Annotated in this window: 22 protein-coding genes; 6 read left to right on the forward strand and 16 right to left on the reverse strand. The window is 36.7% G+C overall.

Going from position 1 to position 23,608, the window contains the following annotated elements; genetic code table 11:
* Positions 1-2 precede the first annotated feature (2 nt).
* From T8I65_RS06505 to T8I65_RS06515, 3 genes are read right to left on the reverse strand one after another with little or no spacing between them, the layout of a single operon-like run.
* Positions 3-2,435, reverse strand: coding sequence for an ABC transporter permease (locus T8I65_RS06505; RefSeq protein WP_322302590.1), 2,433 nt, complete (start codon positions 2,433-2,435; stop codon positions 3-5).
* 26 nt (positions 2,436-2,461) lie between these two features.
* Entirely contained in the window at positions 2,462-3,139 is a 678-nt protein-coding gene (locus T8I65_RS06510; protein ID WP_298247311.1) for an ABC transporter ATP-binding protein, read from the reverse strand.
* Between the two features lie 57 nt (positions 3,140-3,196).
* Positions 3,197-4,447: an efflux RND transporter periplasmic adaptor subunit gene (locus T8I65_RS06515; protein ID WP_322302591.1), complete on the reverse strand. Its 1,251-nt coding sequence runs from the start codon at positions 4,445-4,447 to the stop codon at positions 3,197-3,199.
* Positions 4,448-4,652: 205 nt separating this feature from the next.
* Here T8I65_RS06515 and T8I65_RS06520 point away from each other — a divergent pair, with 205 nt between their 5' ends.
* Together T8I65_RS06520 and T8I65_RS06525 are read left to right on the forward strand one after the other, a co-directional pair.
* Complete coding sequence (locus T8I65_RS06520; protein WP_322302592.1) at positions 4,653-5,999, forward strand: sigma-54 dependent transcriptional regulator; 1,347 nt, start codon at positions 4,653-4,655, stop codon at positions 5,997-5,999.
* The gene (locus tag T8I65_RS06525; RefSeq protein ID WP_322302593.1) at positions 5,989-7,332 is read left to right on the forward strand and encodes a HAMP domain-containing sensor histidine kinase; all 1,344 of its coding nucleotides are present in this window, start codon (positions 5,989-5,991) and stop codon (positions 7,330-7,332) included. Before T8I65_RS06520 ends, T8I65_RS06525 begins: the two co-directional genes overlap by 11 nt.
* Before the next feature lie 233 nt (positions 7,333-7,565).
* Here the strand turns inward: T8I65_RS06525 and T8I65_RS06530 are convergent, their stop codons facing one another.
* From T8I65_RS06530 to T8I65_RS06555, 6 genes are all read right to left on the reverse strand, one after another.
* The gene (locus tag T8I65_RS06530) at positions 7,566-7,874 is read right to left on the reverse strand and encodes a DUF6730 family protein (protein ID WP_322302594.1); all 309 of its coding nucleotides are present in this window, start codon (positions 7,872-7,874) and stop codon (positions 7,566-7,568) included.
* 8 nt (positions 7,875-7,882) lie between these two features.
* Positions 7,883-8,752 (reverse strand): relaxase/mobilization nuclease domain-containing protein, encoded by an 870-nt coding sequence (locus tag T8I65_RS06535; RefSeq protein WP_322302595.1) that lies wholly within the window; start codon positions 8,750-8,752, stop codon positions 7,883-7,885.
* On the reverse strand, positions 8,749-9,240 hold the full coding sequence (mbpA, locus tag T8I65_RS06540; RefSeq protein WP_322302596.1) for a mobilization protein MbpA: 492 nt from the start codon (positions 9,238-9,240) through the stop codon (positions 8,749-8,751). Before mbpA ends, T8I65_RS06535 begins: the two co-directional genes overlap by 4 nt.
* Positions 9,224-10,090: a toprim domain-containing protein gene (locus T8I65_RS06545; RefSeq protein WP_322302597.1), complete on the reverse strand. Its 867-nt coding sequence runs from the start codon at positions 10,088-10,090 to the stop codon at positions 9,224-9,226. Before T8I65_RS06545 ends, mbpA begins: the two co-directional genes overlap by 17 nt.
* 189 nt (positions 10,091-10,279) lie before the next feature.
* Entirely contained in the window at positions 10,280-11,470 is a 1,191-nt protein-coding gene (locus T8I65_RS06550) for a VapE domain-containing protein (RefSeq protein WP_322302598.1), read from the reverse strand.
* An 11-nt stretch (positions 11,471-11,481) separates the two neighbouring features.
* Complete coding sequence (locus T8I65_RS06555; RefSeq protein ID WP_298247303.1) at positions 11,482-11,772, reverse strand: helix-turn-helix domain-containing protein; 291 nt, start codon at positions 11,770-11,772, stop codon at positions 11,482-11,484.
* 259 nt (positions 11,773-12,031) lie between these two features.
* Between T8I65_RS06555 and T8I65_RS06560 the strand changes: the two genes are divergently transcribed.
* Together T8I65_RS06560 and T8I65_RS06565 are read left to right on the forward strand one after the other, a co-directional pair.
* Positions 12,032-12,319: a helix-turn-helix transcriptional regulator gene (locus T8I65_RS06560; RefSeq protein WP_322302599.1), complete on the forward strand. Its 288-nt coding sequence runs from the start codon at positions 12,032-12,034 to the stop codon at positions 12,317-12,319.
* Between the two features lie 3 nt (positions 12,320-12,322).
* The gene (locus tag T8I65_RS06565; protein ID WP_322302600.1) at positions 12,323-13,579 is read left to right on the forward strand and encodes a HipA domain-containing protein; all 1,257 of its coding nucleotides are present in this window, start codon (positions 12,323-12,325) and stop codon (positions 13,577-13,579) included.
* Positions 13,580-14,296: 717 nt separating this feature from the next.
* Here T8I65_RS06565 and T8I65_RS06570 read toward each other — a convergent pair.
* Both T8I65_RS06570 and mnmE read right to left on the reverse strand, forming a co-directional pair.
* Positions 14,297-15,439: a site-specific integrase gene (locus tag T8I65_RS06570; RefSeq protein WP_322302601.1), complete on the reverse strand. Its 1,143-nt coding sequence runs from the start codon at positions 15,437-15,439 to the stop codon at positions 14,297-14,299.
* Positions 15,440-15,662: 223 nt separating this feature from the next.
* Positions 15,663-17,075 (reverse strand): tRNA uridine-5-carboxymethylaminomethyl(34) synthesis GTPase MnmE, encoded by a 1,413-nt coding sequence (gene mnmE / locus T8I65_RS06575; protein WP_322302602.1) that lies wholly within the window; start codon positions 17,073-17,075, stop codon positions 15,663-15,665.
* 106 nt (positions 17,076-17,181) lie between these two features.
* Here mnmE and T8I65_RS06580 point away from each other — a divergent pair, with 106 nt between their 5' ends.
* Positions 17,182-17,520: a DUF4870 domain-containing protein gene (locus tag T8I65_RS06580; RefSeq protein ID WP_322302603.1), complete on the forward strand. Its 339-nt coding sequence runs from the start codon at positions 17,182-17,184 to the stop codon at positions 17,518-17,520.
* Between the two features lie 71 nt (positions 17,521-17,591).
* Here T8I65_RS06580 and dnaN read toward each other — a convergent pair whose 3' ends face one another.
* The 5 genes from dnaN to T8I65_RS06605 form a co-directional block, all read right to left on the reverse strand.
* The gene (gene dnaN / locus T8I65_RS06585; protein WP_322302604.1) at positions 17,592-18,710 is read right to left on the reverse strand and encodes a DNA polymerase III subunit beta; all 1,119 of its coding nucleotides are present in this window, start codon (positions 18,708-18,710) and stop codon (positions 17,592-17,594) included.
* 202 nt (positions 18,711-18,912) lie between these two features.
* Positions 18,913-20,580, reverse strand: a complete 1,668-nt coding sequence (gldG, locus tag T8I65_RS06590; protein ID WP_322302605.1) for a gliding motility-associated ABC transporter substrate-binding protein GldG — start codon at positions 20,578-20,580, stop codon at positions 18,913-18,915.
* A complete protein-coding gene (gldF, locus tag T8I65_RS06595; protein WP_322302606.1) occupies positions 20,577-21,314 on the reverse strand; it encodes a gliding motility-associated ABC transporter permease subunit GldF in 738 nt (245 codons plus the stop codon). The genes gldG and gldF overlap by 4 nt, the downstream gene beginning before the upstream one ends.
* A complete protein-coding gene (locus T8I65_RS06600) occupies positions 21,315-21,611 on the reverse strand; it encodes an antibiotic biosynthesis monooxygenase family protein (RefSeq protein ID WP_322302607.1) in 297 nt (98 codons plus the stop codon).
* The gene (locus T8I65_RS06605) at positions 21,612-22,445 is read right to left on the reverse strand and encodes an SAM-dependent chlorinase/fluorinase (RefSeq protein ID WP_322302608.1); all 834 of its coding nucleotides are present in this window, start codon (positions 22,443-22,445) and stop codon (positions 21,612-21,614) included.
* Between the two features lie 208 nt (positions 22,446-22,653).
* Between T8I65_RS06605 and T8I65_RS06610 the strand changes: the two genes are divergently transcribed.
* On the forward strand, positions 22,654-23,607 hold the full coding sequence (locus tag T8I65_RS06610) for a PhoH family protein (RefSeq protein WP_322302609.1): 954 nt from the start codon (positions 22,654-22,656) through the stop codon (positions 23,605-23,607).
* Position 23,608 lies beyond the last annotated feature (1 nt).

Consider the following 23,608-nt stretch of genomic DNA (forward strand, 5'->3'; position numbering starts at 1 on the left):
ATTTACTCTGTTCTTAAGCTTTTAACGGGATTCGCAATCGCCGCCTTAACACTTTGATAGCTTACTGTTATTATAGCTACAGTTATAACCAGGAGTGCTGAAAAACTTAATATTTCCCAACCTATCTGAATGCGGTATGAAAAATCTTGTAACCACATATCCATAAAATACCATCCAAATGGTATAGCAATAAGAATAGCAATTGCTACAAGTTTTAGAAAGTCCGTTGTTAAGTCTATAGTAATTTGGCTAACACTGGCACCTAAAACTTTCCGTACTCCTATTTCTTTCGTTTTATTTTGGGCGTTGAATGCGGCTAGAGCAAAAAGGCCAAGACAAGCGATAAATATTGATAAGCCTGTAAACACTATAAAGATTCTGCTCAGACGACGTTCCTCTTTGTAGGATGCTTCAAATGCGTCATCCATAAAGCGATAATTGAAAGGTTGCCCAGGAGCTCTTTCTGTCCAAAGGTTTTCAATATTGGTAAGGACGCTGGTAAGATCATTTGTTTTTAATTTGATGGCCATAGATCCACTAGATTTATCAAGGAATAGTCCAAGAGCACCTATATCTTCACGAAGGGATTCATAATGAAAATCTTTAATTACGCCTATGATATGGTAGAATTCAGGGTTTTCACGTTCAACCTCTTCGGTAACTCTTACACCAAGAGCTTCCTTTGCGTTTAGACCCAATGTTGCTAGTGTAGATTCGTTAATGATAAGGGCAGTAGAATCTGCTGCAGTTTGAGCATTAAAATTACGACCGGCGATTAACTCAAGGTTTAATGTTTTCAAATAATTTTCATCCACATTCCAGGTTTGCATTTGGATGGCATACTGTTGATCCATGGCATTTTCCCTGAAAAGGGAGCTGTTAGATCGTGCAGATGGGGTTGGCATGAAACTACTCACTGTAACACTTTTAACAGAACTCAGATTGATTATATCCTGTTTAAGCGCATTTAGGTTTTGTTCAGCAGCATATGCGTCATTGATCACTAAAACCTGTTCTTTCTCAAAACCCAGATCTTTATTTTGTATAAACTCCAATTGCTGAAAAACAACCAGGGTACCAACAATCAAAAAAACAGCAACTCCAAACTGGAATACAACGAGCATGCTTCTAATATTCCATTTATTATTGTTCTTTACGCTATATCCTTTAAGTGTATCTACTGGAATAAAACGGGATATAACAAAGGCTGGATAACTACCAGAAAAAAGTGCGAGGAGAAATGTGATGCTTAAAAGTGTAACATAGAATAAAGGCTCTGTAAAAGGTATACTAATATTTCTACCAGCTATATCATTGAAAAATGGTAAGGCAATAAATGCTATTATGATGGCTAGAATCAATGAGCTAAAAACTACAATGCCAGATTCTGTTAAGAATTGCACTATTAACTGAACCCTGTTGGATCCTAATGTTTTACGTATTCCTACTTCTTTGGATCTTTTTAGGGAATGCGCGGTGGACAAATTCATAAAATTTACACATGCTAAAAAAATCAAGAAAAATCCAATAAATGATAGAATATAGATGTTTTGGATCGCGCCTTTTTCGCCCATTTCAAGCTGATTTTCAGAATAAAGATGAATATCAGTTAGTGCTATTGTATGATACCTGATGTAATTTCCGGATGCTGCGAAAGATTCCTTTGTCATTCCTGGAAACGTTTTTTGAGCCCAGGGCAGGACGTACTTATCTAGCAAACCGTCTAGCTGTAGCTGAAAATTATCAAGATTGGTTTCTGGCGATAGTTTGATGTATGTATAATAGTTGTGGCTACCCCAAATATTTTCCCGTGAGGCAACATTTCCCGCCATGGCCATAAACATGCTGTAATCCTTGAGGAAAGAGTTTTCAGGAAGATCTTCCATTACACCAGTCACAATATAGGTGTCTTCATTATTCAATAAAAGCCTCTTACCTACAACGTCGACACTTCCAAAATGATTTTCTGCAGCCGTTCTGGTCATAACCAGCGTATTGGGATCTTTTAGCGCCGATTCTCTATTTCCGTTTATTAGTTCGAGACCGAACATTTCGAAAAAGCTAGAATCTACATAAGTGGTAGAAAGCTCTTTAAGATTGGTGGTTTTATCGATATTTCTAAATAGGTTACTTCCCAGGGTCCTAAAGCGGACAGTATTTTCAACCTCAGGAAAATCTTTTTTTAAGGTTTGCGCCATTGGTGGAGATGTTTCACCGCTTTTAATTTCTGCCCCACCGAATTTGATATCCATATCTATTCTATAGATACGGTTAGCATCTGCGAACATGTCGTTATAATGCATCTCTTGATAGATGTAGAGAGCAATTAACAAACTTCCCGCCATTCCTATAGCTAGTCCTAAAGTGTTGATCAAGGTGAAAAAGGGCTGCTTTTTCAGACTTCTCCAGGCGATTTTGAAATAATTTCTGAACATGTTTTTTTGATTGATGAATGAACCCCTTAGACTAATACATTTTCTGTTACCTTTTGCCCGTCCAGCATCCTGATGATACGATGACTGAATTTAGCGTCGTGCTCACTGTGGGTAACCATGATGATGGTGGTTCCTGCTTCGTTGAGTTCGGTTAAAAGGTCCATTACTTCGTTTCCGTTGCTACTGTCTAGGTTTCCGGTTGGCTCATCGGCAAGTATGAGTTTTGGATTGTTCACCACAGCCCTGGCAACTGCCACTCTTTGTTGCTGTCCTCCCGATAATTGTTGTGGAAAATGTTTTCTACGGTGCATAATTTGCATCTTTTCAAGAACCTGATGAACACGTTCTTTCCGTTCGGCAGGCTTTACGCCGGTATAGATCAAGGGCAGCTCCACATTCTCAAAAACACTAAGTTCATCAATGAGATTAAAGCTTTGAAATACGAAACCTATATTGTGCTTTCTAAGCTTGGCTCTCTGGCGCTCATTAAAGCCTGCGACTTCCGTACCGTTGAATAAGTAGCTACCTCCATCGGGATCGTCTAGTAATCCGAGTATATTCAGTAATGTTGATTTTCCACAACCGGAAGGTCCCATGATGGCAGCAAATTCTCCTTCTTTAACTTCAAAGGAAAGTTTATTAAGGGCGATGGTTTGTACCTCTTCGGTTGTGTAATATTTTTCGAGGTTGGTGATTTTTATCATTTTTAATTGATTTATCTGTAATTTTTTATAGACGTTATTAATTTCAAATTCGTGACATTATTCCAAAACTAACTCTTCGATATCTCCAAAGTTAGAATAGCTGGAGGTAATCACTTTGTCTCCTGGTGCAATTCCTTCCAGGACTTCGTAATATTCAGTATTCTGGCTGCCAAGGCGAATCTGTGTTTTATAGGCTGTTTCTCCATCTTCGGAAACTTTAAAGATCCAGTTTCCTCCTGTTTGCTGAAAAAATCCTCCTTTAGATACCAGCACTGCTTCTTTCTCCTGACTCAGCGCCAGTTTAATCTGAAGACTTTGTCCACGACGTATATTCTCCGGGACACCATCAATAAAATGCATATCTACCTGGAATCTTCCATTAGAAACCTGGGTATAAACTTTCTTGATCTCCAGTGCATAAGATTCTCCGTTGAAATCGAAAGAACCACGCTGGCCGGTAAAAATCCTGGAAATATAATGTTCGTCAATTTCAGCACGAACCTTATAACCACTAATAACATCAATTTGTCCCAGGCGTTCACCTTTTTGCTTGGATTGTCCAATTTCGGCATCAAGCGCAGTAAGCTGCCCATCAACCGGAGCTTTCACTACTAAATCTCCTACTTTTCTGCGCATTAGCTCCAAAGCTTTTCTAGTTCTTTCATAAGATTCACGAGCCTGCTGCGATTCCTGTTTACTGGAAGTTGAATCCTGAGCCAATACTTCCCTTGCCAGCTGGAATTTCTCTTTTTGATAATTGAAATTATTTTCAGATTCTATATAATCCTGCCGACCAACGGCTCCTTTGTCTAGCAGTTTTTTATTGAGCTGATATTTACGTTTAGCTTCGATCAGATTATTCTCTACGTCGGTTAGATTATTCCTTTTATTAATGGTGTTTTGTCTGGCAGCATTCTGAGAGATCTGCATTTGTGTAAGTAAATTATAAACCTGGGTTTCCTGGTTTACGAGGCTTAGTTCGAGATCGGTATTAGACAATCGAATTATAGGTTCTCCTTTTTTCATCATCGCGCCGTCTTCCACAAAACGTTCTTCCACGCGACCACCTTCCATCGCGTCCAGATATATAGTATTGATTGGCAGTACCACACCGTTCACAGGAATATTTTCCTGGAAATTACCATTTTGAACTTCGCTTATGCTAATTCGTTCTTTTTCTACGTTCAGTTTAGAATTTCCGGTAGAGGAAAAAAGGACAAAAAGTATCAAAGCGGCAATAATAATACAGCCGGCGATAATTCCTATTCTTTTGGGTGTGAAGCGTTTCTTTTCTAAAGGTATGTCCATAAAATAATTGTTTCCTCTTAATTGATAGTTAATATGATGCCATAAGTTTAAAACGCGTTATATCAGTAAGTTATGTTTTATTTTAAACTTTAAGGTGTTCGATTTTGATACACTGTATGTTCGGTGACAATACAATTTTAAGCTTAAATATATTTCTGCTTTTGAAACTCGATCAGCCTCTAAAGAAAATCGTAATATTGTGTCTATGCAGCTAAAGGACGCTAAAATACTGGTGATAGACGATGATACAGACGTGCTAACGGCGATGCGGCTATTGTTAAAACCTTTTGTAGCTGAAATTTTAACCGAAAAGAACCCCGGAAATCTTACGTCGATCATTTCTGAAAAGAAATTTGAAATTATCATTCTTGATATGAATTTTAATGGATTGGTGAACACCGGGAACGAAGGTATTTTCTGGCTAAATAAGATAAAAGACATTGATCCGGCTACCGATGTGATTCTCATTACTGCTTATGGTGATATTGATCTTGCCATTCGTTCATTAAAAGAAGGAGCCTCAGACTTTATCGTGAAACCCTGGCAGAATCAGAAAGTGATTGAATCTATTCGAGAAATGCTTCAGAATAGAAAAACAGCCGGTTCAAAATCACTAAAATCGAATACGAAAGGAGAGAAAATAGTGGGGGAGAGCGAGGAAATTCAGCAGGTTTTTTCTAAAATAAAAAAGGTTGCTCCTACAGATGCCAATGTTCTAGTTCTGGGCGAGAACGGTACGGGTAAAGACCTTGTGGCTAAAGCAATTCATGAAAACTCCAAGAGGAAAAATAAGGCGTTTATAAAAGTAGATGTTGGTGCACTCACTTCCACTTTATTTGAAAGCGAATTATTTGGATATAATAAAGGAGCATTTACTGATGCTCGTGAAGATCGAAAAGGTCGTTTCGAAGCTGCCAATGGAGGCACATTGTTTTTAGATGAGATTGGTAATATTAGTCTTAGCCAACAGGCAAGGTTGCTTACGGTGCTGCAGAACAGGTATATTACTCCATTAGGATCGAATGAAAGTATCCCTGTCGATATTCGGTTAATTTGTGCTACGAACCTGGATATTTCTGAACTTTCTGATGAAAATAAATTTAGAAAAGATCTTATCTACCGCATTAATACAGTAGATCTTATTATTCCTCCTCTGAGGGCCAGAGGTACTGATGTGACTTTGCTAACCAGGTATTTTCTGGACCAGTATTCAGAAAAATATGATAGAGGACCTTTTAAATTGGAACAGGGATTTTTAAAAAAGCTGAAAAATCATGCCTTTCCTGGAAATGTAAGGGAATTACAATTTGTAATTGAAAGAGCTGTGATTATGTCCGAGTCCAATTTACTAAGAGCTAGCGATCTTTCCTTTTCACCCATTGAAAGCAAGCTGCAGTATGAAGAAATTAACGATATGCGTTTGGAGACTGTTGAGAAGAATACAATTCTAAAGGTGATCGATAAGAATAAGGGAAATATTTCAAAATCGGCAAAGGAGTTAGGTATTACTAGGGCCGCCTTATACCGTAGACTAGACAAATATGACCTTTAAAAGCTGTCATACAGGCATTTTCCTACGTATTTTAATCCTTGTCGGACTGCTTAGTACGGGATTGTTTTGTTTTTTTAAGCTATGGTATATAGCAGGCATTTTCAGCTTGTTGCTCACTATCATCTCAGTTTACGAATTATTCAGATTTCTAAGTAAGCGATTTGAAGTCATCGATGATTTTTTTGAATCGGTTAAGTACCGTGATTTTTCCCGACAGTATCTAGCTGAAAATAAAACTAAAGATATACGACTATTTTATGAGGGGTTTAATACTGTAAATGAAGTTGTACGTAAGATAAATTCTGAAAAAGAGACACAATATCTTTATCTTCAAAAAATACTGGAACTTGTCGATATCGGTATTATGGCATATGAAACTGAAAGTGGAAAGGTGCTTTGGTCCAATGGCTCATTTCAGAACACCCTTGAATTTCCTTCCTTTAAGAATATCAGTTTTGTTTCGAGCCGAAACCCTGAAGTTTATCAACTAATTTTCGACAAATTTTATCCGAAGCCTACCGCGATAGAAATAAGTGTGCAAAAAGAAACTATTAAGGTGCTTCTTTCTAATAGCATTTTTCAAATAGGCGACAAGTGTTTTAAGCTCGTGGTACTTCACAATATAGAAGACACGTTAAATAAAACCGAATCTGAAGCTTGGAAAAAGCTATTAAGTGTGATGACCCATGAAATCATGAATTCCATTGCACCAATTTCTTCCCTTGCCAATACTTTAAAATTCCAAGTACAAATACATCAGGAAAATCCAAAAACTAATAAATTGGACATCGAGGATTTGGACGCTGGTCTTTCGAGTATTGAAAAACGAAGTGAAGGTTTACTGAAGTTTGCTAAAACGTACCGCAGCCTCAATAAAGTTACAAGCTTGAACCTTGAGAAAGTCTTGATTAAGGATGTTTTTGATGATTTAGAACATCTTATGAGGGCTCAGCTAAAAAATAAGCATGTAGCGCTAGAATTTAGGCTTGCAGATGAAGCACTGGAGATAGAGATAGATACATATCTTATGGAGCAGGTCATAATCAATCTTATTCTAAATGCTGTGGAAGCATGTGAAAGAACAGAAAAACCAGAAGTAATTGTGATGGCTGTAAAAAAACCGAATGGCAAGATATTGATTGCCGTCATCGATAATGGGTCAGGAATTCCTCTTGAAATTCAAGATCAGATGTTTGTCCCATTTTTCACTACAAAAGAAAAGGGGAGCGGTATAGGCTTAAGCCTATCCAGGCAGATCATGACCTTACATGGCGGCAAAATTCAAATTGACAATTTGCATGAGAAAGGAGCCAAAGTTTCTTTGGTATTTTAGTTATAAGAGAATCAGGTTTTTTTATCGATTTAAGTCATGTTTTTCTATACTCCATTTATAGGGGAACGGTTTAGAAAGGAATATTAATCAACAGCTTTAATTTTTTTACCATTCTCTGAATTCGCTTAACCTTAGGTTTTTTCAGTATTAACTACTACACGAATTTGAGTAATGCTATATCCAATTTAACGATACTTTGAAATTGGGTACTTTATACAGTAATATAGTTCAGGTTATATTTTTAAGAATAAGGTATATGTTAGAATCACATTAGTTAGTAATGATGCAATAAAAAGTATTAAAGCCCATAGAGGATATGTTTTAGATTTTTGCAAGTTTCCTCCTAGATTTTTCATTTCCTTGATATGATTAGCTACTATATCATCTAGATACAACTGATTTTGTTTGAACAAGTTTTCTAAGCCACTTATATCGACACCTATATTCTCCGCTTGAATTTTTTTTAGTAACTCAACAGTTTTCTCAAACTGGCTAATTTCTGAAACTAACAGTTCACTTAATTGTTCTAATTTCGTCATCATTATTTAATTTAAATTCCCATTCCAATATCTATTGTCTTTGAGATCGTTTTTTTAATTACTTCTTTTACCATTGTCCGCAACATGCCGGTAGAAAGTTGGACCGTTTTACCTGCTAATTGTAGCGTAGTATTTTCATTTATAAACTGTTTTATGTTTTTATCCCCGGATAGTTGTTTGCCAATGTTCCCTCCGGTCATGCTACGATGTACTTCGCTGCCTTTAAGGTTATAGTTATCGAATTCGAATCTAAAACCCTGAAGTTTATCAGCCTTGTTGATACTGGGAATTACCTTCACACCGTTAGTTTCCATTGCTTTGATATAATCCTGGAACGTTCGGGGTTTAAATTGGCGCATGGTTAGATCATGCCTCCTTTTAATCTCCGTTCTAATGGCTTGTAGGTTATGATCTTTTTCCCACTGTACCTGTTTTACAGTTGTCAACTGCATTCGATCGGCAACTTTCTCTGCTGCTACTTGACTTCTTTTACCAATGAAGCTATCATTATAAGCCTTGCCCTGGAAATCAATTCTATTTACATATAAATGAATGTGTTTATGAGCCTTGTCTAGATGAACAAATCCAATAGCCTGACGATCTTTAAGTCGCATTTCCTTCATAAATTCCTGGCATACTTTAGATAGCGCTTTTTTATCCAAAGTTTTTCCGTCTTCAATAGTGGGACTAATGATAAAGGAGAGAGTATTCTTTTCACAATTAATGTTTAGATCCTGTGTTAGTTTAAATTCTGCTGTAATCTCTTTAGGAGAATCTCCCGCTATATTTTGAGCATAGACTACCTGTGCATTTTTTTCTTGATCCCAGCCATATTGCATACTTACCTGGGTATGTGAAATGGCTTTTCCCTTACCTATCATCGGTTTAAATTTTGAAGGTGGCTTTTTATTTCCTCGGCTAACTTATATACGGTACCGGATAATTTCGGATCCTTTTTCCGGAACATATTTCCGATAGATTTAAAATTGTTATGAAACTTCAACAGTGTTTTATAAATCTCAATCTGATCATCAGAAAGTCTTTCTTTGATCTCTTTTTCATAGATCGCCCTTCTACAGAATTCACTTAACGAAAGTCCGCTTTGTTTTGCTCTAACTCTCAGCATCTTCTTTTCATAGATAGAGCATCTAAATTTTATAAATTCACTTTTGCCCTTAAACCTCTCTCTTTTGTTATTGCGACCATCGGGAGTAATCAAGATTGTGCCCACAGGCACACATCTTGCATTATCTTCTAAATTTGTAGCAGGCACTATAAGTTCTTTCTGATCCTTTTCAGACTTTGGAATTCCCTTAATTTCCTCAGTTCCAAATTCTTTCTGATTGATGCTATTATACTTTTCCAACATGGCTTATTAATTTTTCGTTTAGATCGGAATAGCCGGAGTAAAATTGACTGTTATCAGAAACGTTATCATAATGTTCTAAGAGTCTTCTTGTTGCATTTTCTCCTGCTGAATCATTATCCAGGAATAACAATACTTCCGAATATTTGTAGAATAATTGGTCGATGTCTTTGATAAAAGCCAATGAATTAAGTACAATACAATCAGAATTTTTTACGATATCTGTCTTCATAACGGCCAGAGATAGAAAATCAAAAATCCCTTCTGTAACTAATAATCGATCTGAAGAATGTTGGATAGAACTATATGATTTTGGAGAAGAGGAATTTTTGTAATACTTGTTTCTGAGTTCCCATCCACCTAAATGATTTTTCAGTCCTATAGCGAAATATTGCTGGCAATTAATCTCATACCAAACTTCCTTGCAATAGGTTCCTGCAACACTTAATGGAATACCCCTTGACATAATATAATTAAGCAAGGCTGGGTGATTTAGGTTGAGGCAACGATTGACAGATATACTATTTTTTGGATGCTTCGTTTTTACAACCATTGGCGGGCAAAAAGAAAAGTCAAATTCACCCTTGGACAATAAGATAAGGGCATCATGAAACGAACACCTCTTGATGCTTATTATAAGGTCAATCGTGTTACCACCCTTTCCTAGTCCGTAATCGTACCAAAGATTTTTATTTAAAGAAACATTGAAAGAGGCTTGCGTTTCTGACCGAAGGGGACTCAGAAACCAAGCTTCTTTTTCCGATATTTTGGTGGGGTAGTGCCCTAATTTCGCGAGTGTTTTTATGATACAAATATTACGGGCGCTACTCCACGATATAGTTTTTAAGTTCATTTTTTCGATTTTTAATTACCCATCTACCCAGGTCTGTGACACGTTGGGTTTTAGAGTTGCTTACTTAATTGTTATATCTACCAATTACCTCAGTAAGATGGGTAATTATTCAATTTTCTTAATTACCCGCTATAAACCCTCGTATTCAGTAAGGTGTCAGTAGTGTGAGGTAATTGGGTAAATTATATTTTATAATCTCTCTAAAGGGGAGTTCTCAAACAGAGGTTTTATAAGGTAACCGTAAACTCTTCCTTTCGTGGATTTAATTCTTTCGTAGCCCAGTGCTTTTAATGCACGACCCATACTATACATATTTAGTCTGGGATTAATACTGTTCAATTTTATAACTAGATCTGAAGCAGTTTTAAAATCTGCCGTATCGTTACTTTGTGTATAGTATTTACATAGTAGTTCTTCCTCCATACTGCATTCCTTGTATGTTTTATTTCTTTCTTCATTTTCAGCAATATCCTTTATAGTCAACTCAGGATAAAAGTTTTCATCTATATAAGCTAGATGATACGCCTGAGACCAGACCTTATTAATATCAACCTTACTGGAGTAACGAAAATCTATTTTACCATCCAATTCAAAACAGAGCCATCTCACCGATCCAGTTTCATCATTTAGGAATGTTGCACGGTTAGTGGAACCTATAAAACTACATGTACGGTACAACGTAGTATTTCTTTTTTCATAGGGAAGTCTTTCATTAATCATAGTTTTTGAGAAATAAGCCTTTAAGGCATTTATTTCTTTTTTTGCTAGAATTGATAACTCATCAAGATTGATCAGAAAGTTTCTAGTTAATTGAATTCTAGCATCTTTATCAGTATTCATATCTTCTGCAAAGTATTTAGATAGAGTTGGTGGGCTTAAAAATCTACACCAAGTTGATTTTCCAGAATTTTGGTGGGGATGTACCAGAACCAAGCATTGCTTATTAAAATAATCCTCCTGCAAGGCGCATTTCACGGAACGCACAAGCCATTTTTTTAAATGATAGAGGAACAGTACAGGTTCTTTTATAGGGAGATATGATGCTAAATCTTTGATATGATCCTCACCATTCCAATTAGGCAATGATTTGAAATATTCCGAAATCGGATTGAATTTGGATATAAAATGAGATTTTAGATAGATTTCAAGCTTTGCAGGATTCACTTCAATATTTGATTGCGCCAGTTCTATTAGAAAGGAATTCGTCTCAAGGATCTCCCATTGGTTCTGATCTTTAAGAGAAATCTGGAATTCATGTCCTAATTCATCAAATCGAATGTCATATTTGACTAGCACATAATCATTAATGGTGTCGTATATAGTTTTCTTCTTATGCTCCTTTACTCCGTATATTTTATCATGGGATATAGCCATTTTCATGAGCTTATTTATTAGAACCTTTTTTTATTTCTAAAGGCATAGTTAACTGCCTCTGTTTTTATTTCATCTATGGATTTTCTTTGATTTGATAGTAACCAGTCATCAAGTTTCTCTTTTGAGAAGAAAATCATTTTACCCCTGGGCTTAGAAAAAGGGATCTCACCTTTGGCGGTTAGCTTATATAAATAGCTCTGTGAGATCCCGGTATAATCGGAAGCTTCTTCAAAGTTGAGAACATTTTTGTGGGTACGTACTAGTCTTTCAATGCGATCCAGTTGTTCTAAGATTTTTAGTATTTCCATAATTCAAATTTTTAAATTAAGAAGAGGAGCAATTACTCCTTTGATCGGTGAATTCTAGAGCTAAACTAGGAACGGAAACTAAAGGTATTGTATGCTATGGGTGCGGGGTATGTAAAATGATAGATGTGGTATGCATTAATTGGAAATTAAGAGAAAGGGATATCTTTAATTAGAAATATTTAAATGCTATTATAAGAATAGTCCCTAAATGTTGTTTATCTACAACATATAATATATTTTTGTTGAAAATAAGCGACAAATGAATTCTAAGAAAGCATTAATCCTTCCTAAATATCAAAAAATATTTGATGGAATAGGAGAGAATATTAAACTTGCTCGCAAACGAAGAAAATTAACTGCGGAGCAGGTCGCTGAAAGGGCGGGTGTGCATCGTGCTACCCTCTATCGAGTAGAAAAGGGAGATCCTTCAGTTGCAATGGGAATCTATTTCAATGTGCTCAAAGTATTAAATCTTGAAAAGGATTTTGTTAACATTGCAAATGATGATAAACTTGGTCGTAAACTTCAGGACTTGGATTTGCTCTAAATTATGGCGGAAGGAAAAATCGATATATACGTTTATGCTGACTGGAAAGGATTAGAAGCTCCCACCGAGATCGGAGTACTTTCAGCACAATTTGCTAAAGCCAAAAAAGCATTCAGCTTTAAGTATAATAAAAATTGGTTGAAGCGCAATTCTTATCAATTCCTCGACCCTGACATTAATTTTTTTTCAGGGCCACAATACCCGTCAGATAAAGAAAATTTCGGAGTTTTCCTGGACAGTATGCCCGATACATGGGGAAAGACATTGATGAAGAGAAGGGCTGCACAGGAGGCCAGATCAAGAAATGAAAAAGTCCCCAAACTCTATGAAATTGATTATTTATTAGGTGTATATGATGAAAGTAGAATGGGAGCTTTACGATTCAAGACTGATCGCGAGGGACCATTTTTAGATAATGATACTATGAATCCAACTCCACCATGGTCATCTCTAGGCGATTTGCAGGAGGCGGTATATCACCTTGAAAGTGATTCTGAAAATGATGCGATTAGACAATGGCTTGCCGTTCTGATTGCTCCGGGATCTTCTCTGGGAGGTGCCAGGCCAAAGGCTAATGTATTAGGAAAAAATGGAGATCTCTGGATTGCAAAATTTCCTTCTAAAATGGATACAATTGACAAGGGTGCATGGGAATTCCTAATATATAGGTTAGCTCTTGATTGTGGGATAGAAATGGCGGAATCAAAAATTGAAAAAATTTCAGGGCCTTATCATACATTTTTGACGAAAAGGTTCGATCGTCAAGAAGGGGAAAGAATTCATTTTTCTTCAGCAATGACAATGACCGGTAATACCGAAGAATCTTTAAAAACTGCTAGTCCAAGTTACCTTGATATTGTGGATGTAATAGAAAATTATGGTATCAATGTGGAGGAGAATTTACATAAATTATGGCGTCGTTTAATTTTTAATATTGCTGTATCGAATACTGATGATCATTTAAGAAATCATGGTTTTATACTACATGAAAAGGGATGGGAATTATCTCCGGCATATGATATAAATCCTTCTGTGGATAAAGATGGACTTGCATTAAATATTGATACAGATGATAATGCCCTGGATTTCGACCTTGCAATAAGTGTTGGAGAATATTTTCGATTAAGTCAGGATGAAATGGATCAAATAATAGAGGAAATTTTATCTATAGTAAGTAATTGGAAATCTTTGGCTCAACAGATAGGAATTGCTAATAAGGAACAATTAATTATGGAACCGGCTTTCAAAGCTGAGTTCTAATGCATAGTCTAATTGAGACTCTGGAAAATTGAATTCAAAACTTCATTTTGTTTCGATATAGGAGTGCGGGTAGGAGCATTTTTCAAGGTGTTATAATTGTATTTTTTGCCATCCGGTCTAAGGATTAATCCAGAGGTATTAAATAGATTTTTCAGGGTGATTGAATTATTGGGAAATGTTTTAATAAGAAATTCGTAAAATTCTCTGCAGCTGGGACCATCCATTTTCAGGTGAATCTTTGAACTATGTCTATTCCAATCCTTCAGTAAAACATTTTTAAAATCCGCTATAGAAGTTTCTTCTTGGTCAATCAGATTAAACCGGATCATCTCATTATATAATCGGTTTATTTGAATATCTGAAATGGATAAGTTGAAATTAAAGGAAGGTTTAGCAGTTTTGATTCTTAGCTTTTCTGAAAAAGAAGATTTAAAATTTTCTCTCCAGGAAGTAAGACAGAAATATAATCCTAATAAATAGACTAATACAATTATAAGCTGGACGGCGAGATTTGAAGTTTGATTTGATTGATGAAAATTAAACATCAAATGCATAAAACTTAGTCCAGTAATATGAAATAATAATCGTGGTTTTTCAATTGAATTGGCCAAGCTTAAATTTTCATTTAAAAATTGTGAATAGATAACGGGAAGATAATGAATAGCTAAACGACTATAGACGTAAATAAATGCAAAGCAAGATAGATATGTAATTATATTAAAATTCATAATTTATATGAAGCTCTGGTATTAGATAGGCTGCTTCTTTTTTCTTTTTATCTACAATCTTCGCATAAACCTGAGTGGTTCTGATTTCTTTATGGCCAAGTACCTTTGAAACCGTATAAATATCTGCTCCATTTTCAAGTAGGAGTACTGCATGAGTATGTCTTGCACTATGAAAAGTAATATGCTTAGTGATACCTGCTCGCATACACCATCTAAGAATTTCAGCATTAAAATGAGCCCCATATTTTAAACCTTGGAAAACCCTATCATTTCCACTCTTCCTTTTACCTAACAAGTTCCTAGCCTGATCTGAAAGATACTGGTATTCCTGGCCTTTAGTTTTCTTTTGCGTAAAGATGAGTCGGGAACCTTCATCTTCATCTCTAACTTCGGCCCAGTTTAATTTATTAATATCGCTCCATCTTAATCCGGTTAAGCAACTAAATAAAAATGCATTCTTTAAAACTTGGTGCTTGCACCTTGCTGTAGCAAGTTCCTGTAATTCTTCATGTGTTAAATATTCTCTTGAGGTTTCTCCCTGTGCAAAACCTTTTACTGTTGTCGCAAAGTTCCTGCTAGTATAACCATCATCGAATGCATTTCGCAAGGCAGCCTTGAATTTGTTATAATATGTATATTTTGAATTTTGAGATAGGGGAGTACTAGATTTAGTTCTAGCAGTTTTGTTTAAATGCTTTTTGAATCCCAAAACAAATTCCTCATCTATGTCCTCAAAGGTTATATTCCTTTTTTTGCAGTAATCTTCAATATGGTTCTGCGCTGCGTCCCAGTTGTCATAATTACCTTTGCTCTCATAGCGTTCTTCCTTTAATTTATCGTAATAAGTTAGGAACAGCAATTTGTCCTTTGATCTATCCTTAATGCCATATTTACCCTGTGCGTATTCAGCTCGGCGGATGGAAAGAATCTGTTCAGCTCGTAAAAGCGTTTCATCGTTTTGTTTTCTTTCAAATGCATTTTGAGGATTGATATAGAGGTATTCTTTCAAATATTCAAACTCTCTATTATGAGTCTGCTTCCCCTTTTCATCTCTGGTATTGCCTTTATAATATTCGATATAAAGACTATGTTTTCCTGAAGCCAGTTTTTTCTTTTTTAGCTTGATTTTCATACGACCTTGATTTTCATAAAGATACATAAAAATTTTTATTGAGGTGTACCAAATTACACCTCATTGCCCTTTTTTAACTTTGAGGTGTACCAGAGGTGTAAAATAAGGTGTACCAAGGGTATTCTAAGGGAAAATATATAAAATAAAACAGAGGCTCTGAAGCCCCTGTTTAATAGGTTTTAAGTGTATTTGATTCAGTTTAATATCAAATAATATCTTCTGTTTATTTTCCAATACAGAAATTAGCAAATATATTACCCAGCAAATCATCGTTAGTAATTTCACCAGTGATCTCACCAAAATGATGTAAGGCCTGTCTTATATCAATAGCTAAAAGATCTCCGGAAAGGTCAGCATTTAAACCATCTTCTACTTTATTGATCTCTTCAAGTGCTTTTAATAACGCAGCGTAATGTCTACTATTGGTTACAATAGTATCACTATTTCTAAGTGCCCCGGTATTTACAAATTCCAGTAATCTTTCTTTTAATTCTTCTACACCAGTCCCTGTTTTGGCGGATAAAGGCTGGAAACTTGTATTCGAAATAAATCCTAAATGAGTCTTTAGATGATCAAGTTCTTCGGAAGTCAGTCGATCAGTTTTATTAGCAATAATGACGATTGGTTTCTGAGGGAATTTGTTCTTGATCTTTTCAATTTCAATCAAAACCTGCTTTAACCTTTCTTCATCATTTTCTATGCGGGAACTATCGACCAGGTAGACCACAACCTGAGCCTGACCAATTTTTTCAAATGTTTTCTTGATCCCAATACTTTCCACCACATCCTGGGTCTCTCTGATCCCGGCAGTATCTATAAACCTGAATCCCACCCCGCCAATACTTAGTTCATCTTCTATCGTATCACGAGTTGTCCCTGCAATATCTGAAACGATGGCTCTTTCTTCGTTTAGAAGGGCGTTAAGCAAAGTAGATTTACCAACATTTGGTTCGCCTACGATGGCAACTGGAATTCCGTTTTTAAGGACGTTTCCTGTTGCAAAAGAATCAATCAATCTTTTAAGAACGGTCTGTATCTTCGCAACAAGGGATTTAAATTGATCTCTGTTTGCAAATTCTACGTCTTCTTCAGCAAAATCAAGTTCAAGTTCAATAAGAGATGCGAAATTCAGCAATTCTTCACGTAACTTCTGGATCTCATTAGAGAATCCACCTCGCATTTGCTGCATGGCCATCTGGTGAGAAGCGGCATTTTCAGAATTAATAAGATCAGCAACAGCCTCTGCCTGGCTAAGATCCATTTTTGCATTTAAGAACGCGCGTAAGGTAAATTCTCCAGCTTCCGCAGAACGGCAGCCTTTTCTAATTAATAATTGAATGATTTCTTGCTGAATATAGGGACTCCCATGACAGGATAGTTCCACGGTTTCCTCACCGGTATAGGATTTCGGAGCGCGAAAAACCGAAACTAACACTTCATCGATTGTTCGCTCTCCATCTACCACATTTCCAAGATGAATGGTATGAGTAGGCTGCGATGAGAGCTCCTTCCTACTTTTTGCTTTGAATAATGGGGTAACTATATTAATGGCATCGGGGCCGGAAACTCTAATTACAGCAATGGCACCGGCTCCTGATGGTGTTGCAAGAGCAACAATAGTATCATTCAATTTCATGCGGCAAATTTATGAAAGAATTCATTGGTCTAGCAAATTCTGTAACAAACATAGGTTTTTACCGTCTTTTAAGTAGAATACATCACTAACCATCAAAAATCAAAAAATGAGAGAAGACAATCAATTACTGGTCATCACACATCTAAGTCAGTTACTTGACCTGGTGACCGGCATAGGAGGATTTATTGTTCCGCTAATTATATGGACCACCCAAAAGGATAAAGTGGCGGGGATGGATATGCATGGCAAAATGATCATCAATTTCCAGATCAGCATTTTTATTTATAGCATTATCTGTATTCCATTAATCATTTTTCTAGGTCTGGGAATCATCTTACTAATTCTTGTTGGTTTGCTAGCACTAGTTCTACCTATTCTGAATGCGATTAAAGTAAGCAATGGAGAAATGCCATATTATCCTCTTACCATACAGTTTTTAAAATAGTATTGCTGAAGCATAAAATTAAAAAAGCCCGTTCGATCGAACGGGCTTTTTCTATGATTTGAGAATTTTGTTTAGCTATTAAGCATTACCGGCATAACCAGCATGGTAATTTTTTCTCCAGGGTCAAGCCCATCTACAGGAGTTAGAATTCCAGCTCTGTTTGGTAAGCTCATTTCAAGCATCACCTCGTCTGCTGTAAGATTTCCTAACATCTCGATAAGGAAGCGTGAGTTAAAACCAATTTGCATATCGTCACCCTGGTAATCACAGGTCAAACGTTCTTCAGCTTTATTGCTGTAATCCACATCCTCAGCTGAAATATTTAATTCAGCCCCCGCGATCTTAAGTCTTACCTGGTGCGTGGTTTTATTAGAGAAAATCGAAACCCTTCTTACAGAACTCAGGAATTGATTTCTCTCTATAGTAAGTTTGTTTGGGTTCTCTTTAGGAATTACCGCTTCGTAGTTAGGATATTTTCCGTCGATCAATCTACAGATTAACTGAGTATCATCGAAAGTAAATTTAGCGTTCGAATCATTGTACTCGATCAAAACTTCAGATTCACTTCCTGCCAGGATTCCTTTTAAAAGATTCAAAGGTTTCTTCGGCATAATAAATTCTGCTGCTTCATTCGCCTGAATGTCTTCACGTGAATATTTCACAAGCTTATGAGCATCTGTCGCTACAAAAGTTAATCCGTCTTCCTTAAACTGGAAAAAGACACCACTCATTACTGGTCTGAGATCGTCATTTCCTGAAGCAAATATTGTTTTGCTAATTGCTGAAGAAAGAATATCGGCTTCCACGATCGTACTGCTAGGTTCATCCAATGCAACCGGATTCGGGAACTCCTCACCATCGGCATATGCAAGTGCATATTTACCATGGTTCGAACTCAATTCTATTGTGTTATTGTCTTCAACTACAAAAGTTAGAGGCTGCTCCGGAAAAGTCTTCAAGGTATCCAGAAGAAGTTTTGCAGGAACTGCGATCTTTCCTTCTGAATCTGACTCTACTTTAAGCTTTGCAGACATGGTAGTCTCAAGATCTGAAGCAGATACAGTCAATTCGTCATTCTGAAGGTCAAAAAGAAAATTATCTAAAATTGGTAGCGTATTGCTATTATTGATTACCCCTCCAAGTATTTGTAGCTGTTTCAGCAGGTAATTGCTGGATACAATAAATTTCATCGGCTTTTATTGATTTATTTTGAATCAATTACAAATATATTTTAATATGTAGAAATTGACCCTTTAAACCCATAGTTTTTATTAACAGAAATTATCTTATTGTTAGATCTAAATAGCTGTAAAATAAATTGTTACAGATTTTTATTTAGTAATAATTGTTAATATGTTCAAATTGAATACCCCGTAGGCTTCTATCGAAGTTTTAAAGTATATATCTTCGTTTACGGAAGTAGGTAAGGGCAGCACCAAGTAGTACAAGCATTAACAATGGTGCACCAATAGCAATGACCTGCCACATTTCACGTTGCGCGGCAACTTTGTCCTTGTTTAGAAATGCCAGATTGATCTCTTTTGTCCTCACGTCCACCAGTCCCGAGTCATCCAGCAGATAGTTGACAGTATTAAGCAAAAACTCTTTATTGCCATAGGTCATCCCCGTATACCGTTCAAAACCAAGTTCCAATGGTTTTCCTTGCTGAAGTTCGTTCTTTATCACATCTCCATCAGAGATCACCACCATTTTGGTATTCTCGCTGTTATCCAGGTGCGTAGTCTCAAAAGGCTTTAATCTATTGTTGTAAACAGATTTAAAACTGCCTTCCAGTAATACTGCCAGAGGTTGTTCACCGGCAGTATAGCTTTCCATTACTGGCTTTGAACCTATAATATCCAGTCCAATTTGCAGCGGAACGCCTTCAAGCTTTGTTTTTGGAGAACTGCTAAGTAAAACAGTTTTCTCAAGGTCATTCTTCAAAAGATCGATTGGGTTGGCGTAATTAAATTTTACCGCTTCGATATTGTTGACAATTGGATGATTGGCCATAGAACTTGTAAGCGGACTATAATACCATGGATATGGATTAAAGCGGGTTTCATTTCCAGTTCCACTCGCAAGAATGATAGGAGCTGAGTACAGGTCATTCACCAGTTCAGAATTTATGCGAAGGCCATAAGAGAAGAAATAGTCACCAAGATTTAAATTTCTTGGTAAGGCAAGAGCTGAACCCCTCTCATTAAATAGGCTGTCATTCTCCATACTGGTCATTTCTGCAAGCCAGAGCATTTTGCCGCCATTCATTAAATATTGATCGAGCACATACTTCTCCTTTTCAGAATAAGGGATTATGGGTTTAGCTTCGATCACCAAATCATAAGACTTTAGGTCTTCCAGCGTTTTCTGCGGATTACTTGCTACCGAATCCAGCGTAAAAGGTGCTAGGAAATAATATTCCTGTACGGTTTTGATAAAGTCTGCTATTCTCGCGTCTGGAAGCTCTCCGTTCCCACGCATCACCGCGATCTTTTTTTCTCTTGGATAAATAAGTTTGTTTAAACCGTCAGCAAAAGCATATTCTAATTGCTGTACGGAAGAATTCACTCGCTCCTCATCGGTTGCTCCAATCTGGTTCTTCAGCAAAGGAATTTTGACCGTTTTATCTTCGAAATTTGCAATAGCCCAGGGGAAAATGATGGTCTCGCTATTTTTTCCGTTCTCTTGAACATTGAGTCGGGCAGGAGTCATCCCTAATTTATAGAATTCTTCAGCAATGGCATTGGCATCATCACCTTCAGCTAAAGGATCGATAAAATTGAATTTTATATTCGAATTATAGGCAGCAAACTCCTCAAGCATTTGCCTTGTTTCTTCTTTTAACCGTCTGAATTCCGAAGGAAAACTACCCTCAAGAAAAACATCGATAATAATAGGAGAATCCACATCGTCCACTATCTCTTTGGCTGCTGAAGATAGGCTGTAACGCTGGTCTTCGGTAAGATCCAGTCTTGTAAAGTAATTGGCAGCAATTATGTTAAGTACGATCAAAATGATCACAAAAACCAATAAACTCGATATGTTCTTATTACGGATCATCTTCGGTTTTTTGCTGATGAAATATTTACCTGGGTAAGCTTCAGAAATAAAGCGATCACACTAACAAAATAAATGAGATCGCGAGTATCTAATACACCGCGGCTAATACTGCGATAATGATAACTTATTCCGAAGTATTCCAGTAGATAGGTAAAATCGCCTAAAATGTTGATCGTGGCGAGTGCTTCAAATGCATAATAGATGGCAAAACAAAGAAAAACTCCCAGTAAAAAGGCCACAATTTGATTGGAAGTAGTACTGGAAGCATAGGTGCCTATTGCGGTATAACTTGCTGCCAGAAAGATCAAACCTAGATAAGATCCAATAGTTGCACCCGTATCAAAATTGTAGGCTATCTGTCCCAATTCTCCGATAGCTAACAAATAAATTATGCTTGGAATGATAGCAAGAAGAACCAAAATTAGTGCGCCAAAGTATTTACCAAATACAAGATCCCAGTTACTAATAGGGCGGGTTTGCAAAATCTCCATGGTTCCCATTCGCTTTTCTTCGGAATAGCTGCGCATACTTATCGCAGGAATAAGAAATATAAAGATCCATGGTGCCAGATCAAAAAATGGTTTAAGATCTGCAAAACCACTATCCAGGATATTGTAACCTCCACTAAATACGAAAAGGAACAGTCCGCTAACCAAAAGAAAGATACCAATCACCAAGTAACCGGTAAGGTTTGCAAAAAATGATTGTATTTCTTTTTTTAAGATCGCGAACATTTAGTCCAGGCTTACAAGTTTATCGACGCTCCAGGCCTCAGGTTTTGCATTAAAATGAACTTTCGTTTCTGCCCAAACCTTTTTAAATAGATCTGAATGCCGATAGTTCTCCAAAGCATTTTCATCTACCCAGTAACTATACGTAAAAAATGTATTCGTATTGTTTTTATCACGGTATAGTTCCAAAAATTGACAGCCTTCAAAATTTCTGATCTTTGATTTTACCTGCTCAAAGTTGTTCAGAAACTCTTCGATCTTATCTTCCTTAAAGCCCATTTTCACAATTCTTACGAACATCTATTCAAAATTTATGGTTACAGTATCAAGGTATTCCAGACCAAATAAACTGGCCGCACCACCCACTGTATTGGGATTACTTTTATAAATGGCCAGTTCAATATAGCCGGCAGAATTGAACACTGCCAGCTTCTTGCCATCTTCTTCTTTGCGATTTTCCTTTTCTACCTCAAAATTAATCGCATGACTGTAAGTTTCATAGATCGCATCGAAATTATGTCTGCGTGCACTAATTTTAAACGGTCGGCCTTTACCAGTACTTTCAAACAATTTCCGAGAAATATTTGTGATCACATTTCCGTAGTTATCAATATAGATCACGTGTCCCAGTATCTGGTTCTTTTCACTATTAATGATGGGTTCGAACTGTTTGAGATGTTTAATTTGCTCAATATTCTTACCAATGACTTCCAGAGTTCCTCCCCGGGAAATATGACAGGCTACTTTTACAAAAACGTCCAGTACAGGGAAATTGGTTTGTATCTTATCATGTATATTGATTTCCACGATTTTCTCCGGTCTTATTTCTGAAGCTAATAAAGAAAGTATCCCGTTGTTGGCACAAATAAAGTAGTGGTCATCCAGTTTTACTGCGAGATGTTTATTCTCTGGTGTAAGTTCTGAATCGATCCCAATAATATGAATACTTCCCTTCGGAAAACTTTTATAGGCGTTCTTGATGATATAGGAAGCTTCACTAATATGGAATGGTGAAACCGAATGCGAAATATCAACAATTCTAACATCACTTAGCTCATTGTAGATAGCACCTTTAACCGCTCCAGCGAAATAATCCTTTTCCCCAAAATCGGTTGTTAAAGTGATGATTGCCATAGGCGATTGTTAATATTTTTTTAACCTGAAACAGGTAATTTTCCTTAAGTTTGTATAGGTAGCGAATATAAATTTTATTTTAGTGATTCGCTCGAGGATAGCAGTCAAAAGTAACGCTTTTCTCAGCCCAAAATTAGAACATACAAATACGAAGGACAAATAAATTCTAACTGAAAAATTCACAATGCTTCATCTAAAATTCTAGCTTTTGAACGAACTTCTTATTGAACTCTCAGAAATTAGCCCACGCGAATTCTTCGGGCAACAGAACGAACATATCGAATTACTAAAAAAATACTTTCCCAAGCTCAAAATAGTTGCCAGAGGTAATAAAATTAAAGTTTTTGGCGATGAAGAAATGCTGGAGGAGTTCGACAAGCGTTTTTCCATGTTGATGGATCATTTTGGAAAGTATAATAAACTGGACGAAAATACAATTGAAAGAGTTCTCACTAGCGAAAGTGAAGAGGATTATCAAACCACTAAAGAAAGTGGCGAGACGATCGTTCATGGTTTAAGTGGAAAGGTGATCAAAGCTCAAACTGCGAATCAACGCAGGATGGTAGAACTTACCAAAAAGAATGATCTTATTTTTGCCATTGGACCGGCCGGAACCGGAAAGACCTATACGGGCGTAGCACTCGCGGTAAAAGCTCTTAAGGAGAAGCAGGTCAAAAGGATCATTCTTACCAGACCCGCCGTAGAAGCAGGTGAAAATCTTGGATTTCTGCCGGGTGATCTTAAAGAAAAACTGGACCCTTATATGCAGCCATTATATGATGCTTTAAGGGATATGATTCCGCATGAAAAGCTCGAGCTATTTATTGAAAAAGGTGTTATCCAAATTGCACCCTTAGCATTTATGCGTGGTAGGACTCTGGATGATGCTTTTGTGATCCTTGATGAAGCACAGAACACTACACACGCTCAAATGAAGATGTTCTTAACCAGAATGGGAAAACATGCGAAATTTATGATCACGGGTGATCCGGGACAGATCGATCTGCCTAGAAGAACTATTTCAGGTCTTAAAGAAGCACTACTGGTGCTAAAAGATGTGAAAGGTGTTGGTATGGTTTATCTTGATGACAAGGATGTAATTAGACACCGACTGGTTAAAAAGATCATTGCCGCTTATAAAACAATTGAACACAACGACTAAA

Origin of the sequence: Christiangramia sp. OXR-203, from assembly GCF_034372165.1 — a bacterium.
Classification (GTDB): domain Bacteria; phylum Bacteroidota; class Bacteroidia; order Flavobacteriales; family Flavobacteriaceae; genus Christiangramia.